Raw genomic sequence first — 19596 nt, 5'->3', positions numbered from 1 at the left:
GCATGAGATGATGTTTAACCATTTGCTTGAAGATCGCATTCGACAGCTTCATACGCTATCCAATGTTAAGGTATCTCTCTTTAATGAACAAAAAAGTTTGGCGTATTCAAACGAATCCCGTCTTAACCGTGCCTCTGCCACACTACAGAGGGGAGAACATTTTACATATTCAAAACCGACAGTAAAAATGAAGGAGAAACTTAAAGGAACGAGTGAAAATAACTCTTCTCTACTTATAGGGAAGCCGTTAACTTGGAATGAAAGTGACCCCCATACATTAGTAGAGGCTTTTAATCAGACGGTTCTAAGATATCCTGACAAGAAAATTCATTACTATCTAAATAATGATGAGCGCATTGCATCCAATTACGCTGAGTTGTCACAGCAGGCCGAACGAATGCTTGGCGGACTTATCGCGCAAGGGCTTAGACCGGGTGATAAAGTCATTTTTCAAATCGAAAGAATTGATCATTTTGTTATCCTCTTCTGGAGCTGTGTCATGGGCGGATTTCTCCCTGCACCTATGAAGAACACATTGCAGCTCTCAGCGAATCACGCAGAAAGAATAAAATTTGAGAAGGTACGAAGCCTCCTCGAATCTCCACTTATCGTAACCGATCAACCAATACATCGTGCCAATGAAAAAATAATATCAACAAACGATTTGCTGCAATCCAATCCTTCTTCATATCGTCATCCAGCGAATGCCGAGGACTATGCTATGTTCCTATTCACCTCGGGTACAACCGGCATTCCAAAGTGTGTATCATACAGACACTCGAATATACTGTCCAACATTATAGGTATTCAGCGTCATTTACATTTAACGGAGAATGAGATCACGCTGAATTGGATGCCTCTATATCATGCAGGTGGGCTTCTAACCAACCACATTCTGGGTACCGTGATCGGTAGTGAACAAATTTTAAGTCCTGTTGAGAGGTTTCTATCGCGGCCGGCTGTATGGCTGGAAGATATGAGTTTGCACCAAGTAACCTTTTCTTGGGCTCCTAATTTTGGATACGATCAGATCAATCAACTAAATGGAGAAGCGATCGATCAGCAGTGGGATTTTACTTCCGTTAAGATTCTTTTAAATGTAGGTCAGCCCATTTCCGTGTTGACAGCGAAAAAGTTTTTGAGAAAACTAGCTCCTTTTGGATTAAGTAATAACAGCATTATACCTGCCTATGGAATGTCCGAATTTTCAGGAAGCTTATGTTTTGGGAGGCATTTAGATGACTCTCCGTCAACGGGCGTATATTTTGTGCGCAAGGACAGCCTGGATGACCATTTGATATTTGATGAAGGCAAGGATAGCAATGAGTCAGTAGCTTTTGTAGAGATAGGACAAGTCATTCCAGGTGTACAGCTTCGCATCTCCGATCCGAGTGGCGCTGAGCTTGGCGAAAAAACAGTGGGAAGAATTCAACTCAAAGGAAGTACGATCATTGACCATTATTTCAAGAATGAAGCAGCGACGAAGGAAGCTTTTACAGATGATGGATGGTTTGAAACGGGTGATTTAGGCTTTGTAAAAAACGGAAGTCTCATTCTAACGGGCAGAGAGAAAGATGTTCTTATTATCAATGCCAAGAATGTTTATAACTTTGAAGTTGAAGCGGTGATGGAGCAAGTCGAAGGAATCGTTCATGGTTATGTTGCTGCTGCCGGCGTGTCTGGCGGAGAGAATGGGAATGATCATTTATTGCTGTTCTTTAGTCCAATACACAATGAACCCGATTACTGCATTCTAATTATACAAAAATTGAGAGGGCTTATTTCTCGACAGTTTGGAGTTCATCCGAGATATGTAATTCCAGTCAGGAGTGAAAGCTTTCACCGTACGCCTACGGGAAAAATTCAGAGGCGGCTGCTTGTGAATGATCTAATGGAAGGTAGTTATGATGAGCTTCTAAGTGAATTGGATTGTCTAATGGAGAAACGTGTGCAGAAGAATAGACTACTCGGAGATTCTAAATTTAATAGAAGTCCAATAGAGTATTCAAATGTTCAAGAAGAAATTAAAATGACTGCGGATAACATCGAACAAAATATACTAATCTGCGTATATTATTCCTCAGATGAAGCAACAAGCTCGGAATGTGCGCTATATTCAAGCATTAGAGAAATATTGAAAGAGTACAATCTTACAGCGAGTGAAATAGAAGTCTACCAAATTCAAGAATCACAAGCGGAAAGGGATAACAATTCCGAAGAAAAGGCTGCCTTTCTGACGGACTGCTTCTGTAAGATTCTAGATTTGAATGAGCTGTCCGAGCAGGAGGATTTTTTTCAGCTAGGTGGCGATTCACTTAAAATGTCCAAGCTAATTACGATGATATATAGACGATATTCTATTCAGATTACAGCGGAACAATTCTTTGAACAGGCAACGGTAGCTGGCTTATTAGAAATGTTAAATGACGCAGAGGAGCAGACGGAGTTCCTAACGATCCCTGTTCGATCACGGAACAGCAACAGGCTGCCCTTGACGCTTAAACAGAAGAGTCAATGGTTCCTGCACATGATGGTTCCAGACAGCCCGTTCTATACATCCACCTTCTCTATCCGGTTTCAAGGTGACATTCAATATGACAAGCTCTATGGATGCTTGGCTGCTTTGTTTGAGCGCCATGAAGCACTGCGAGTTAGATTCGGGGTAGCAGACAACAGCCCTTATCAATATATTGAGGACAGCGTCCAGCCTTACGTTCAATTTGTTGATTTGAAAGAGTGGGACGAGGTAGAACGAGAGCTGCACCGCAATACATTTATTAAGAATGAGGCGAACAGACGCTTTGATCTTTTAAGTGACCCTTGCATTCGCTTAACACTATTGGCAAATAGTCTAGTAGATCATACGCTGGTTATTTCCATGCACCATATTATGTCAGACGGGTGGTCTGTTGAAATTTTTACGAATGAGCTTATTCAGCTTTATTTACAAGAAGAACTAGAGGAACAGACGGCGACGGCGACTTACTCTGATTACATCTTATGGCAGTCCGACCTAGAGAACACGTCTACCTCATTTTTATATAGTAAAGCAGAATATTGGAAAGAACAGATTGAAGGAACAAAAGGATCCTTGCAGGTGCCTCCTGATGCCCTACTCACTGAAACCTCCACATTTGCTGGAGATACGCTGGAAAAGGCAGTAGGCCCTCGTATGACCAAACTGGTTTACGAGAAAGTAGCTCATACGAATACGACTCTGTTTATGCTCTTGTTCGCGACATACTCTTATCTAATTCACCGTTTCTCAGGACAAGCCGAACTGCCGATTACGACTGTCATGGCCAATCGAAGCAGGCCAGATACCGAGAAACTCATCGGTTTTCTAGCCAATACGGTCGTCTTGAAGGTAGAGATCTCGGATGAGATGACTTTTGACGAATTATTGGATCAAGTGAAAAACACAGCTCTTGGAGCTTATCAACACCAAGATGTTCCCTTGGAAATGGTACTGAACAACATTTCAGGGAGAGAAGCAGGATCACTTCGTTCTCCCCTTCAAGTGATGTTCACGCTGCAGAATGAATTTACTCATCAATATTCGTTAGGTCAGACGTCAGCTTATATGACAATTGAAACCGGCAATACAGCCAAATATGACCTAATTATGCATGTGTATGAGGAGTCTGACGTGCTTAAGCTACGAATGGAATATAATACGGATTTATACCGAAGAGAGACGATTGAGAGATTACTGGATTATTACACGACAATACTGGAAGGGGTTGTTGATTATCAAACTGTCTAGCTTGAATTTCATGCCCGATCAGGAGAGGCGAAGACTTCTTCATGATTTTAACGACACGGTTGCTGATTACCCCAGGGAGATGACGATTCACAGCTTGTTTGAGCGACAAGTACAAAAGTCCGGAAGCCGAATCGCTTTGAAATTTGAAGAGCAGCAATTGACCTACGATCAGCTCAATAGTAGAGCAGAAGAGCTGGCAGAGGTCCTTCGTTCAAGGCAGATAAAGCCAAACCAGATTGTAGGCATCCTCTGTCCAAGAACAATGGACATGGTCATTTCAATTCTCGCTGTATTAAAAGCGGGCGGTGCTTATATGCCGATTGACACGGAGTATCCAGCAGATCGGATCAGTTACATGCTGGAGGACAGCGGAGCCGTGCTGTGCATCGCTCAGGATCATTCGCTAGTTCCAGAAGGAATGGATATCCCGGTCGTGAATCCAAAGGAGTCTCCGATCTTGTCAAGTTATGATCAGACTTGCGTCCAACATTATATGAGTGCACCTTCTGATCTTGCTTATATCATCTATACTTCAGGCTCTACAGGGAAACCAAAGGGAGTAATGATAGAGCATCGCAATGTCGTACGACTTCTGTTTAATGATAGAAACTTATTTGACTTTGCTGAGAAGGATGTTTGGACTTTATTCCATTCGTTCTGCTTTGATTTTTCGGTATGGGAAATGTACGGAGCCTTGTTATATGGAGGCACGCTGGTGATTGTTCCGCCAGCTGTGTCCCGGGAGCCGGCTAAATTTCTTAATCTGCTGCAAGTAGAGAAGGTAACCGTGCTTAACCAGACACCCACTGCATTTTATCAGTTGGCTAAGCTTGCATTAACGGTTCAGGAGAGCAGCCTTAAAGTTCGAACGGTTATTTTTGGGGGTGAGGCGCTTCAGCCCGCGATGTTAGCAGATTTTCAGCAACAATTCCCGAATACCAAGCTTATTAATATGTATGGTATTACGGAGACCACAGTTCATGTGACATATAAAGAGATTGGCATGAAGGAAATAAACAATCGTGTCAGTAACATTGGGAAACCCATTCCTACCCTTCAAATTTATATACTAGATGATAAACGTGAACTTGTACCTATTGGTGTAGAGGGCGAGATTTATGTTGCAGGAGATGGAGTTGCCAGGGGATATATTAATCTGCCGGAACTCACGGAAGCGCGTTTCGTAACATTGCCTTTTCTTCCAGGTGTACGCGTGTATCGGACAGGAGATCTGGCCCGTTGGAGTATGGATGGTGAGCTCGAGTATCTTGGCCGTATGGATCATCAAGTGAAGATTAGAGGCTACCGGATAGAATTAGGTGAAATCGAATCTAGATTATTACAAATTGAAGGGATTCAACATGCAGTGGTAACTGTCAAAAAGGATCGCTTCAATGAAGATAAATTGTGTGCCTATTACGTATCTGAACGCTCTCAACAAGCAGGGGAGCTAAGAAAACAATTGTCACTGCATCTTCCGCAGTATATGCTACCGGCTCACTTTTTCCACATGCCAGAGATTCCGATGACGATTAACAATAAAGTGGATGTAAAGCGGCTTCCGACACCTGGAGCCGTCTCTGAGTTGAATCAAACTGATCGTCTCGTTTTGCCAGAGTCTCCTATAGAGGAGAATATGCTTCGTATTTGGCAGGAGCTTCTTCATCAAGCCAATATGGGGGTAGACAGCAACTATTTCGAATTAGGCGGGGATTCCATCAGAGCCATTGAGTTGATCAGCATGATGAATAAAGAGCTGGGGACGAGTATGGAAATTATTGATCTATACAGGTATCCAACGATTCGAAGCCTGGTTCGGAACGGTCATCTCACGAATTCTATGGATGAAGAGAAAAGAAAAATGGAAGTAAAGCTGATCGAACAAAAAAAGGAATGGATAGAAAGTCCTCAGTACCGTTCTTTTCTTCCGCAGCACGTTCTGGATTTGTTTCCGATGAGTGACATTCAACAAGGCATGGTCTTTCACTACATACAGCATCAAGGCGAAGGGGTGTATCACGACCAATTTATATACCGTATTAATGGGCTTCGAATAACAGCCTCCATGCTTCATGAGGTTATGAATGAACTAGCCGGCAGACATCCTATGCTGCGTACGGGGTTTAATATCTCAGATTTTCCAGAGCCTGTTCAATATATATGTGAGCACATCGATTTCGAAGTGAAGGAGGTTCAACTCATCTCCTCCGACGTGGAATCAGAAATTACAGCTTATCTCAGAAAAGATCGTGAACACCCCTTTGATATAAATCAAGCACCTCTGTGGAGAATCGTGCTATTCACTTCTAATGAGGAAACATATATTGGCTGGATCTTTCATCATGCGATACTCGATGGCTGGAGCGTAGCCGTTTTTATATCAGAGCTGTTAAATTTATGTGGCATGTTGAGGGAGGAAGAAGTCATTGCTTAGTCCAATAAAATCAACCTATAAAGAATACGTGATTGAACAGCTGGCCCTTTCTTCTAGTCAAGAGATGATCGACTACTGGCGTGCTGAGCTAAGCGACTATCGCAAGTATGAATTCCCTGAACAACCGAGATTAAGCAAGATTATGGAATCCAATACTTCCATCAAGACCCTATCTTCTGAACGGTATAACGATTTGCAAAGAGCTGCACAGCAGCAGAGAGTGACGGTAAAATCCATTTGTTTAGCAGCTTACATCAGTACACTGTACATGTTCTCATATGAGAGTGATATCTTAATCGGCCTTGTAGAAAATGGTCGCCCTGTTTCACAAGATGGAGCACGCATGTTGGGGTGTTTCTTGAATACAGTGCCGCTTCGTACGATCTTCAAGCCAGGTATGAGCTGGAGAGACATCGTTCAGTACGTTCAAGTCAAGCAGAATGAATTGAAAAAGTATGGAAGACTTTCTTTAGTACAGATTCAAAAAGCAGTGGAAGAACAAAGCAGCATGGAAAATCCATTTTTCGATACGGCTTTCAATTTTATTGATTTTCACGTTTATGAAACGGTTAACGAAGGTTTGTTTGAATTCATGCCATTTAGCTTCGAAAGAACAAACACGTTACTTGATTTTAGCGTTTCAGTAACTCTCGGCGAATTATCCGTCAAGATGGTGTCCATGTATGACAAGCAGTTCACGGATCGTCTGTTTGACGTCTATCTGGGAGTTATGGATTGTATGATGAATGATACTCACCACAGCTTGGATACAGCAAGTATATTGACTATGGAAGAGAGAGAGAAGCTCCAGCGTTATAATGATACAACTGCAGCCTATCCAAGAAATGAATCTATTGTAAGCTTGTTTAAGAAGCAAGTATCGACGGTTTCAGATCATCCTGCCCTTATTATGGGAGATGCGCAATTGACATACAAAGAGCTTGACCAGCGTATTGAAACAGCCGCTGCAGCTCTGCTGAAGATGGGAGTAAGGCCTGGAGCAACGATAGGCATGTTAGCCGAACGCTCCATGGACATGATCATTTCTATATTTGCTATCTTACGTGTTGGGAGTACATACATCCCGCTTGATCCGGCTTATCCAGATGAAAGAGTTAGAGAGATCCTCACCGATAGCATGGCAAGCTGGCTTATTACGGATCAAGATCGAGTTATTCAGGGTTATCATGGAAAGATCCTTTCCATTCGAGACGATTTGTATAACGTGAATGAGATGACAGAGGTTCCCATTCCTGCTGCTTCCATTTCTCCGGAAGGTACAGCATATATAATGTATACTTCTGGTTCGACCGGAAAGCCAAAAGGGGTGGTGACAACTCATCGTAATATTGTCAAAACCTCGGTTAACAACGGGTTTATGGATGTACTAGCGTCGGATCGTATATTACAGTTATCCAATTATGCTTTTGATGGATCTACCTATGAGATTTTTGGCGCTCTGTTAAACGGTGCTTCTCTCGTTCTCATCTCCAAACAACAGCTGCTGAATGTTCAAGAACTGGCAAATACGATGCTGACTCAGAAAATTACATCCTGCTTCATGACAGCAGCCTTGTTTAATACACTGGTTGATTGGGATGTTCATAGCCTTAGATATGTAAGAAGGCTGTTCTTTGGGGGAGAGGCTGCATCTAAAACTCATGTTACAAAAGCGCTCGAAGTACTCGGGGCAAACAAGCTGGTCAATGGATATGGACCTACAGAAACAACCGTGTTTGCATCGACTTATTCCGTAGACGAGCGTTTGTTGACTTACGATACCGTTCCAATCGGGAAGCCAATTCATAACACAAGAGTGTATGTCCTTAATCGAATGGGACAGCTTCAACCCTTAGGGGTTCCAGGCGAGCTCTGTGTTACGGGTGATGGACTGGCCTCAGGTTATCTTAACCGGCAAGATTTAAGTGACGAGCGATTTGTGTCATGTCCTTTTGAGCCAGGACAGAGAATGTATAGAACAGGTGATCTAGTCAGATGGCTGCCTGATGGAATGCTGGAATACAGAGGAAGAATTGATCAGCAAGTGAAAATTCGCGGCAATCGAGTAGAGCTCACAGAAATTCAAGGTAAGCTGGTCGAAATCGCTTCGATTAAAGAGGCGGTAGTCACCGCTCAGCGCGATCCGCATGGACATTCTTACCTGTGTGCTTATGTTGTTCCAGAGGGAACTGAGAATAGGGTGCAGGAGTGGAAAAAAGAATTACGACATACGCTTCCTGAATATATGATACCGAGTACATTTATTACGATAAGTATGCTTCCAAAAACCTCAAACGGTAAATTAGATCACAAGGCATTGCCTGCACCTGAGCAGCTGGAACACGACAATTATTCAGCTCCTACGAATGAATTGGAAGAGAGATTAATTTCGTTATGGGAAGAAACACTTCAACTTAAGAGAATAGGTATTGATGAGCATTTCTTTGAAATCGGGGGCCATTCGCTCAAAGCAATGATGCTGGCGGCAAAGATTCAGAAAAGCTTCGGAGTCCATATATCATTACAGGATGTATTTAAGCTGCCTACTATACGAGAGATGGCGGAGTGGATGGTTAATAAACAGAAATCTCACCTACTAAAGATTCAGCCAGCAGCTCCTCGGGAATTCTATCCGGCTTCGTCGATTCAAAAGCGACTATATATCGTTCAGCAATTCGAAAATGCGAACACAAGCTACAATATGCCAATAACTGTGGATCTGAAGGGCAGGATTAGTGTCGAAAAGCTTGAGCAGAACATCCTTGAGCTTATTCAAAGACATGAAGTGCTGCGAACATCTTTTGAAATACAAAATGGTGAGCTATGTCAAAAAATTCATCGAACACAAGATCTAGTACCGTTCATATTAGAGCAGGAAATGTTAAGGGATGATGAATCATCAGAAGAGGCAGTTAAACGATTTGCAAGTCAATTCATTGCTGCATTTGATCTGGGACAGGCTCCACTTTTTAGAGCAGGTCTTGTGAAACTAGCAGATGATCATCACATCCTTATGTTAGATATGCATCATATTATATCGGATGGAATGTCGATCCAAATTTTATTGAAGGACTTGATCGCATTATACGAAGAGAAAGAGCTGCCAGAAATTCGTATTCATTATAAAGATTTTGCGGTTTGGGAATCGGAACTGGATGAGAGAAGATACGAGAGCAGTGAGCGTTATTGGCTGTCCAAATTCAAGCAGCATCCGGCAGTTATCGATATTCCAACAGATTATGTTAGACCTGTACAACGAAGCTTTGACGGTGAACGTGTTCATATGAAGATACCTAATGGACTAGTGAGTAGATTGCGGAATGTATCCGCTGCTCGTCACGATACATTATTCATGATCATGATGGCAGCATACCAAGTGCTGCTTGCCAAGTATTCAGGACAAGATGACATCGTGGTTGGAACACCATTCTCACTACGAGGAGAAGTGGGAGAAGAGAGTCTGACCGGTATGTTTGCCAACACGCTTGCGATTCGGACTACACCTGATTCAGGGCTGCTCGTTCGGGAATACCTGGATTCCGTTCATAAGCACATTCTGTCCGCGTTCGAGCACGGGATGTATCCTTTACAGAAATTAATAAATCGCCTATCTCTGTCTACCGATCATCGTCGTCATCCTTTGTTTGAGACGATGTTTGTTGTGCAGGAGCAGGAGCAGGAGCCACTGGCGAATACTGGACTTACTGTAGATTACTCCGAATGGGATCAGGGCACATCGAAATTCGATATGACATGGATTTGCTCTGCATCCGAAGAGGGGATGGAGCTCGGAATTGAGTACCGGACGGATTTGTGGACACCAGAAACGATTCAAAGAATAGCTCATCATTACTTCCATATTCTTAACCAGCTTCTTGAATATCCTAATTTAAGAATTGGAGATGTAGAGCTGCTAACATCAACGGAGGCAGAACAGCTTGACGAGTGGAACAACACGGATGCGGATTATCCTGCGCACCTCAGCATTGCTGAATTATTTGAGCAGCAAAGCAAGGTTAGAGGTGAGGCAGATGCTCTAATTATGGGCAGAAATACAATGTCTTACAGAGCACTGAATGAAGCTGCTAATCAACTAGCATGGTATCTATTCCAAGAAGGATTGCAGTCAGGACAGCGAGTGGGACTATTAATGGATCGCTCAATGGATATGATTGTAATCATTCTGGCGGTGGTGAAGGCAGGAGGGGTGTATGTTCCGCTAGATCCAACGTTTCCAGAGGATCGAATTCTCTTCATGCTGGAGGATAGTCAAGCAGATCTCGTCATTGCATCGGATGGGTATGAGCTGTCTGGTTATGAAGGGGAATTTATTCATTACAATACATCACTATGGTCAAGTGCGCCTAATTCCGATCTGGGACAATACCGTCAAATTGAACCTACACAGCCTTTATATATTATGTATACGTCTGGTTCAACAGGAACACCTAAGGGAGTTGTCGCAACACATCGTAACATTGTAAAGACAATGATCAATAACGGTTATTTACTGATTAATCATAGTGACCGCTTTCTGCAGGCTTCTAACTATGCCTTTGACGGTGCAACATTTGATATATTTGGTGCCTTACTCCATGGTGCTTCGCTCGTTCTAATTGAGCGCACAGAGATGCTTAATGCTGCTGCTATGGTAGATGTTATATCGAGTCAGCAGATCACGGTTCTTTTTCTTACGACAGCGTTGTTTAATACACTTATTGACTTCGACTCCGGCTGCTTTTTGGGAACCAGAAAAGTGCTGTTCGGCGGGGAGAAGGTATCTGTAAATCATGTAGGTAAAGCACTCGATGTACTAGGTGAAGGACGACTTATCCATATGTATGGTCCAACAGAAGCGACTGTGTTCTCGACATTTCACGAGATCAGCTCGGCATCACATGTCCCTATTGGCCGTCCCATGAATAACACAACCATCTATGTGTTAAACAAATCAGGCCAACGGCAGCCTATTGGTATACCGGGTGAATTATACATTGGCGGAGATGGTATAGCACTCACTTATTTGAACAGGCCAGAGCTTACATCTGAAAGATTCGTCGTAATTCCACGTCTAACGTCGTCCCGTTTGTACAAAACAGGAGATTGCGTAAAAATGCTCCCGGATGGCAGCCTGGAATTTGTGGAACGAATCGATCTTCAAGTGAAAATCAGAGGACATCGAATTGAGCTGGGTGAGATAGAAGCTCAAATTCGAATGCTAGAGGGAGTTCAAGAGACCGTTGTAGTCGCCAATTCGGATGAACAAGGACATTCCTATCTAGGCGCCTATATTGTACCGGAAGACAAACGATTGCTAACCAAGAAGCTAACCCCTCATAGGATTGCCAGCTGGAAGAACGAACTTAAGCCTTACTTGCCAGAGTACATGATTCCTACAGTATTTGTGACGTTAGAAGAGCTTCCCTTAACAAGTAACGGCAAGGTGGACCGTAGGTCATTGCCTAAGCCTGAGCTTAGACATGGTGATCATTATGCTCCTGCCACTAACGAAACGCAGAAGGTGCTCGTCAGCTTATGGGAAGAGGTTCTAGGGATCAGCAGGATCGGAATTTATGATCATTTCTTTGAGATTGGTGGTCATTCCCTTAAAGCGATGATGCTCGTGGGCAGAATTCATCAACAATTTAATGTCAAAATGTCCTTGTCTGATATATTTCAAATGCCCATTCTTGAAGATATGTCCGCTTGGATTCAGCAGTCAGACCTGCAGCCTCATATGGCTATTGAATCGGTGCCAGAACAGTCAGAGTATCCTTTAACGGATCTTCAGAAGCAAATCTATTATGCATATCAACACGAAGAAGCTGCTCTCAGCTATAATATGCCAATGCTATTTGAGCTTAAAGGAATGCTTGATGTTGATAGACTCGAGGCTTCCTTTGTTCGAATTATTGGGCGTCATGAGGCCCTAAGAACATCAATTCATTTGGAATCAGGTCAGTTTTCACAAAGGATATGCGACACGAGCAAGCTTGAATGGCGATTATCCCGTGATGTGCTGGAGAACAGGTCAGAGGAAGTTGACATGCAAGATAATCTGAACCAATGGATGACTGGATTTGTGAAGCCTTTTCAATTAAATATTGCCCCACTATTTCGGGTGTCATTGTTAACCGTTCATCCTGAGCTTCACTACTTGGCGTTAGATACACATCATATTATTTCGGATGGAGCTTCTACGGAGCTGATCTACGAAGAGCTGATGACTTTATATCGTGGTCTTCCTCTCAAACCGGTTAGAGTGCAGTATAAGGACTACGCAGTATGGAAGAACGAACGGATCAAAGATAAAGCATATCAAGAAAGTGAGCAGTTTTGGCTTGCGGAGTTCTCGGATTTTGAAGGAACTGCAGAGCTGCCAATGGACAATCAACGTCCAGCTGTCAAAAGTCCGCAGGGAAGCATATACCGATTCGACTTGCCTGATAAGCTATGTGAGCTTCTCAGGCAAGAAGCTGAGAAGTATAGCACAACGCACTTCACACTGCTTCTCGCTGCTTATAGCACGCTCTTAGCGAGATATTCGGGGGAAGAGGATATTGTTGTAGGTACACCCATTGCAGGACGTAACCATGCGGATACCCAACAAACGATGGGCATGTTTGTAAATACACTGCCGCTTCGGGTTAAACCCGACTCAGCTAAAACCGTTGGCGAATATATTACGAATCTTAAGCAGGATATCCTTGATGCGTTTGAACACGGAGAGTATTCACTTAGCAGCTTAACTGAGAAGCTGAACATTCCGTTTAGTCCGAGTAGAAATCCGCTTTTTGACACCCTTTTTGTTCTACAGGATATGAGATTGAACGCTACAGCGTTGCCGGAACTGAACATTCGGCCTATGAAGTGGCGTGGCCAGCAAGCAAAGTTTGATATGACCTGGGCATGGCAGGAAGAAGAAGGGCAAATGAAGGCAGAGATTGAATATCGTTCTGATCTATGGAATGAGGCTTCAATTGCAAGAATGGCTGCTCATTATGAACGATTACTACATGAAATGCTTATTCACCGGAATACGAAATTGAAGGATCTCGAAATGCAGTCGGATGCAGAATACGATCAATTTGAACAATGGAATCAGACCCAGTCTCACTATCCGAATGATCTGTCTTTAATCGATCTTTTCGAACGAAGAGCTAAAGAGCAACCCGGACACATAGCTCTGCAGTATCAAGAACAAGAAATTTCGTACAGGACGTTAAACGACCGTGTCGTTCGAATGGCAGGCTACTTGTGGAGGCATGGCATACGTCCTGGCAGCTGCGTCGGATTGCTCGCTGATCGTAATCCAGAAATGATCGTCTCTATATTGGCTATATTGAAAGTTGGGGCCGCTTATGTTCCGCTTGACCCGAGCTTTCCTGATGAGAGGCTTCATTTTATGCTGGAAAACAGCGCGGCAAAGTGGCTCATTGCTGAAGAAGGAAGGACCATTTCACAATATGCAGGGACGGTCATTTCATTGTCTGAGCCGGAAATCTACGCCGAGAATTCTTTCATATCCACCAGAACATATGCAACAGGCGCTGACACAGCTTATGTAATGTATACTTCTGGATCAACAGGACAGCCAAAAGGAGTTATCACGACTCATAAGAATGTAATAAATGTTTGCTGTAATAATGGATTTGTAGAGCTGGGTCCTGGAGACCGAATGCTGCAGCTGTCAAATTATGCATTTGACGGATCAACCTTCGATATTTTCGGTGCTTTGTTAAATGGAGCAACGCTCGTCTTAATGCCAAGCACGATGCTTCAAGACGTTTCTGTCCTATCCTCCACCTTCAGAAGCGAGAATATTACCGTACAGTTTATGACAACGGCATTGTTCAATACAATGGTGGATTATGATATGGATTGCTTAAAGGGACTGCGCAAGATCATATTCGGCGGTGAAGCTGCTTCATATCAACATGTACTTAAGGTGCTCAACGCTCTAGGAGAGCATAAGGTGATTAATGCCTATGGACCAACGGAAACAACCGTATTTGCATCCATGTATTCGGTGGATCATCACATAAAGACAACGAAGAATATACCTATTGGTCGGCCGATAAGGAACACAAGGTTTTACGTATTAAATGCGAAGGGTAAGCTGCAGCCAGTGGGCATTCCAGGTGAGCTGTATATTGCAGGTGATGGTCTTGCAGAGGGATATTTAAGTCAACCCGAACTAACAAGCAGCAAGTTTATAGACGGCTTCCATGAGAAAGAGCGAATGTATCGTACAGGCGATATCGTAAAATGGCTGCCTAATGGAGAGCTGACTTATATAAGTAGAGCCGACGGGCAGTTAAAAATACGGGGCAACCGGATTGAATCCGATGAAGTTAAGAAGGCGATCATTTCTCTGCCTGACGTAAACGAGGCCGTCGTTGCGGGACATAGAGATCAGAATGGAACGTCAATACTTGTGGCATATGTGGTTTGTGACTCTCCAGCCCAGTCTAGCGAAGAAAAATTGATTGTAGAATGGAGACAGAGGCTCAGGTCCGTTTTGCCAGAATATATGATTCCGTCCTTGTTTATATTGCTTGATTCACTTCCACTAAATCATAACGGAAAAGTAGATTGGAGAGCTCTTCCAGAGCCCGAGATAACAGGTTCTTCTTACGTAGAACCGACCTCAGATACGGAAATCGAGCTTGCACAGCTCTGGTCGGAGCTGCTGGGAATAGAAACGATTGGATCTTCAGATTCGTTCTTCCTGCTTGGAGGGCATTCCCTAAAGGCGATGATGCTTGCAGCCCGCATATCTGAGCGCTGGGCAGTAAAGATTGCCTTACCTGAGCTATTCAACGCAGGAACTTTAGCTGAGATGGCTGGGCTTATTGAAAAAGGATGTATACAAAAATATGCTCCGATTCCGAAGGCTGCAGAACAAGTCAGCTATCCTGTATCATCTGCACAAAAAAGGCTGTATCTTATCGAGCAGTTTGAAGATACAAATAACAGCTATAATATGCCTATTGTTATGAGGATGAAAGGAACATTGGTGATAGAGCGTTTGGAACTCGCACTTATAAAGCTAATTCATCGTCACGAGGCTTTGCGAACCAGCTATGCAATGGAAGAGGGCGAAGTCAGGCAGCGAATTCATCCGATCAATGAGATTGAATTTAAGCTTATTAGAGGTGAAAATGTACAAGAATTGTCCTTGAATGCTTTTATCGAATCTTGCTTGGGTGCATTTATACGCCCCTTCGATTTAAGCACAGCACCTCTCATTAGGGCGGGTTTGTATCATTCCTCAAATGAAGAGTTTTTACTATTCATAGATACTCACCATATTGCTTCGGATGGAATAACAACAGGCATTCTGTATCGAGACTTAATCAGGTTATACGAGGGACAACAATTAAAGGCGCTGCCTGCTCAATATAAGGATTACGCATCGTGGCAGACACACAGGCGATTAGAACCGGATTATTCGGCAAGTGAACAGTTCTGGGTTGGCAAATTTGAGGAGCCTCCTGCAGTCATCGATATTCTAACCGAAGGAAGAAGACCGATGAGAAGGCGATTTGATGGAGCGGTGTATTCATTCGAAATCGAGCCTGAACTATACGAGCAGCTTAAGGAATTATCGATTCGGACCCAATCCACAATGTTCATGATCCTTCTAGCCGGATACAATCTTCTTCTGTCCAAATATACTGCGGAGAAAGATATTGTGGTCGGTACACCGATTGCTGGAAGATATCATTCGGATACCGCTTCTATTGCAGGAATGTTTGTTAATACCATTGCACTTCGCAATCGTGTAGAAGGTCATTATCAGGTCGAAGAATGGATAAGTCTTGTTCGCTCAGAAACGCTGCAGGCTTTTGAACACGGAGAATATCCTTTGGATGAGCTCGTTGAGAAGCTCCGTATCAACAGAGATCCAGGCAGGAGTCCGCTGTTCGATACCATGTTCGTGCTTCAAGACGCAAGGCCTGAAATAACTCATTTGAACGAGCTGGATATTGAGCCGCTCGAATGGGCGACCCGTACTGCCAAATTTGATATGACCTGGGCAGTTGATGATCATGATGATTTGTTAAAAATGACTGTGGAGTATAGTACGGAGCTGTATCAAGAGGAACAGATTGATCGAATGGCACACCATTTTGTCCATATTCTGAATCAAATGACTTCCCAGCCTAATAGGCAGTTACAGCAGCTGAAGCTGATTACTGCAGAAGAAGAGAAGCAGATTCTCGAGTGCTTCAACAGCACTGCTGCCTCGTACCCTCGACTTCAGAATATTATAGAGCTGTTTGAGGAGCAGGTCTTACGAAGACCGGATCATACAGCGGTTCAATTTGACCAAGAGTCATTAACCTATTCGGATCTTAACAGACTGACCAGACAGTTTGCTGGTGTGTTAATTAAGAAAGGACTCCGTCCAGGAACAGCAGTCGGGATACGCTCTGAACGTTCTTTAGAAATGATCGTCGGAATATTAGGGATTTTGCGGGCAGGTGGTGCATATGTGCCGATCGATCCTTCATACCCTGATGAACGTGCTGCTTATATGTTAAACAACAGTGGTGCTTCGATCCTGGCGGCTCCTAATGATACTAGCCTAGATGGATTCCATGGAGTATATGTACCTCTAGAGCCATTTTATTGGAGCCATATTGAAGCTGTTGAAGTTGAAAAGATACAGATTGATCCGGAAATGCCTGCCTATATCATGTATACATCAGGTTCAACTGGAGAGCCAAAAGGGGTTGTAACAACACATCAAAATGTTGTGAAGACTTCCATAAATAACGGATTTGTTGACCTCAAACCAGAGGATCGGATTCTTCAGTTGTCCAACTACGCTTTTGACGGATCAACGTTTGAAATTTTTGGTTCGCTCTTAAACGGAAGCACCCTTATTGTCATCCGGAAGGAAGATGTTCTGGATATCGCTAAGCTAGCGGCAATTATTGAGAAGGAGCACATAGCATCCTTTTTCATCACGACCACACTCTTCAACGCACTGGTTGACTATGATGTTACGTCTCTAAAACATACAAAGAGGGTATTCGTCGGAGGTGAAGCGACTTCTAAGCCTCATATGCTCAGTGCTTATGAATATTTGGGAGCAAACCGAATTGCGAATGGCTACGGGCCTACGGAAACAACGGTTTTCGCGACAACCTACAATGTAGATGAAACACTTCAATCCAAGCATTCAGTACCGATTGGCCGACCTATTCACAATACAAGGACTTATGTAATTAGCGAGGAAGGACATTTGCAGCCGATTGGCATCGCAGGAGAATTGTATATTGCAGGAGACGGTCTTGCCCAGGAATATCTTGGGGAACCCCAGATGACCCGTAGTCGGTTTACATCTATACCGTCACTCAGAGAACAGAGATTATACCGTTCAGGAGATAAGGTAAAATGGCTGCCAGATGGAAGCTTAGAGTTCATTTCAAGAATAGATCACCAGGTTAAAATTCGTGGACATCGCGTTGAGCCAGGCGAGATCGAAGCAAGGCTCTTGGAGCATCCATTGGTGAAAGAAGCCGTAGTCATTGCTAGGAAGAACGATTCAGCACATCATCTATGTGCATATCTGGTGAATTCTGAAAATATATCGACACAGGAAATCAGGAGGTTTGTACAAGAAAAACTGCCTGAGTATATGATACCGTCTTACTTTATATTCTTAGCCCAGCTTCCTTTGACTCGAAATGGCAAGCTCGATCATCGAGCATTACCGGACCCAGACTTTACTCTCATTCAAGCTAGCTACATTGCGCCACAGACAGAGGAGGAAATCGTGCTGTCTGAAGTATGGACAGAGGTGCTTGGTGTTGATCAAATGGGCGTAGAAGATAACTTTTTCACACTCGGTGGAGATTCCATCAAATCGATCCAGATTGTTTCGAAGCTGGCTAAACTGAACTGGAAGCTGCAGGTTAAGCATCTAATGCTGTATCCAACCATTGCCGAATGCGCGCTGTATCTTGAACGGACAGAGACGAAAAGAGCGTCTTCAAGCCTTTCGGTTGGAGAAGTACCGCTTACTCCCATTCAAGCCTGGTTCTTTGAACAAAACCTGGAGCATGAAGGGCACTTTAATCAATCTATGATGCTGTATAATGCGCGAGGATGGAATGAGCAGATCCTGCATAAATCCTTAGCTCAGTTGATTGCTGAACATGATGCCCTTCGAATTCGCTTTATCAAGGAGAATGCGGTCGCGAAGCAGATCGTTTGTCCTATGGAGGAAGGCCCTTTCTATACATTGGATACGTATGAGCTTGACGAGGATACCGATCAGACAGCTCAAATCGAATACCTAGCCACGGGGATTCAATCACAGATGGATATTACACGCATGCTGATTAAGATTGGGATATTCAAAACAAATCAAGGCGATCATCTGCTCATTGCCATGCATCATTTAATTATTGATGGGGTGTCTTGGCGAATCCTCATCGAGGATTTGATGCAAATCTATAACTCGATGCTTGCGGGAGAGGAACCTGTGAACCTAGGTAAGACGGACACTTATTATGACTGGAGTCATCGTCTTACAGCTCAAGCGGTTAGAGGGAATTATCGAAGTGAAGCCTCTTACTGGAATGATATAGAGGAACGGGCTTTATCGCTTCCAAATAGCAAACAGGAACCGTGCACCTACAAAGAAAGTGCAACCTTAAGCATGGAACTGGATGTAATGATGACCCTGCGGCTCCTGACCGAGGTTCATCGAGCTTATCATACAGAAGTTAATGATCTGCTGTTATCTGCTCTGGCATTGACTTACGAGACCGAAACACTCATTCATATGGAAGGACACGGAAGAGAAGAGTTAGTAGAAGAAACGGATCTGAGTCGTACAATCGGATGGTTTACTTCAATTTATCCCGTGATCCTGTCTTCCTCTCATGACTATGGTGACACGCTTAGAAATACGAAGGAAATGCTGCGCGGCATTCCGACCAAAGGCGCAGGATACGGTGTTCTCAAGTATTTGACCACAGATATGGATGAAGGCGTCACAGCTTCGAGTCCAGATATTGTATTTAACTATCTGGGTCAATTTGAGAGCCATGAGAATAACCAACCTGAATATTTTTCACCAATGCCTATGGGGAATCTCATTAGCCCACAAAATAGGATGACACATCAGGAAGAATGGAACTGTGTCATCAGCGAGAGCCAATTCAAGCTCACTTATCGCTATAACCCAATAGTTATCGGGGAGAACACGGCGCATCTTCGGCTGGAGCAGTTTAAATCTCATTTACAATCTTTAATCCATCATTGTATCGATCGAGAAGAAGAGTACACACCTAGTGATTACACAGATTCAGATCTGACTTTTGATGAGCTGGACGATATTGAGGACATCATCAAGGGACTTTGATTTCTATCA

The 19596-nt window shown here is 43.5% G+C and carries 3 protein-coding genes; all 3 read left to right on the top strand.

All coding sequences use genetic code 11. The features are described from left to right. The first annotated feature begins 7 nt into the window (after positions 1–7). Genes PUW25_RS15545 through PUW25_RS15535 form a run of 3 tightly spaced genes read left to right on the top strand, consistent with a single transcriptional unit; the run spans position 8 to position 19587 of the window. Entirely contained in the window at positions 8–3766 is a 3759-nt protein-coding gene (locus PUW25_RS15545; RefSeq protein WP_047910526.1) for a condensation domain-containing protein, read from the top strand. Next, entirely contained in the window at positions 3747–6200 is a 2454-nt protein-coding gene (locus PUW25_RS15540) for a non-ribosomal peptide synthetase (protein WP_274337283.1), read from the top strand. The genes PUW25_RS15545 and PUW25_RS15540 overlap by 20 nt, the downstream gene beginning before the upstream one ends. Continuing rightward, on the top strand, positions 6193–19587 hold the full coding sequence (locus PUW25_RS15535) for a non-ribosomal peptide synthetase (protein WP_274337282.1): 13395 nt from the start codon (positions 6193–6195) through the stop codon (positions 19585–19587). The genes PUW25_RS15540 and PUW25_RS15535 overlap by 8 nt, the downstream gene beginning before the upstream one ends. Positions 19588–19596: the final 9 nt, after the last annotated feature.

This window comes from Paenibacillus urinalis, assembly GCF_028747985.1.
GTDB lineage: Bacteria > Bacillota > Bacilli > Paenibacillales > Paenibacillaceae > Paenibacillus > Paenibacillus urinalis.
This window is presented reverse-complemented; position numbering and strand designations above follow the sequence as displayed.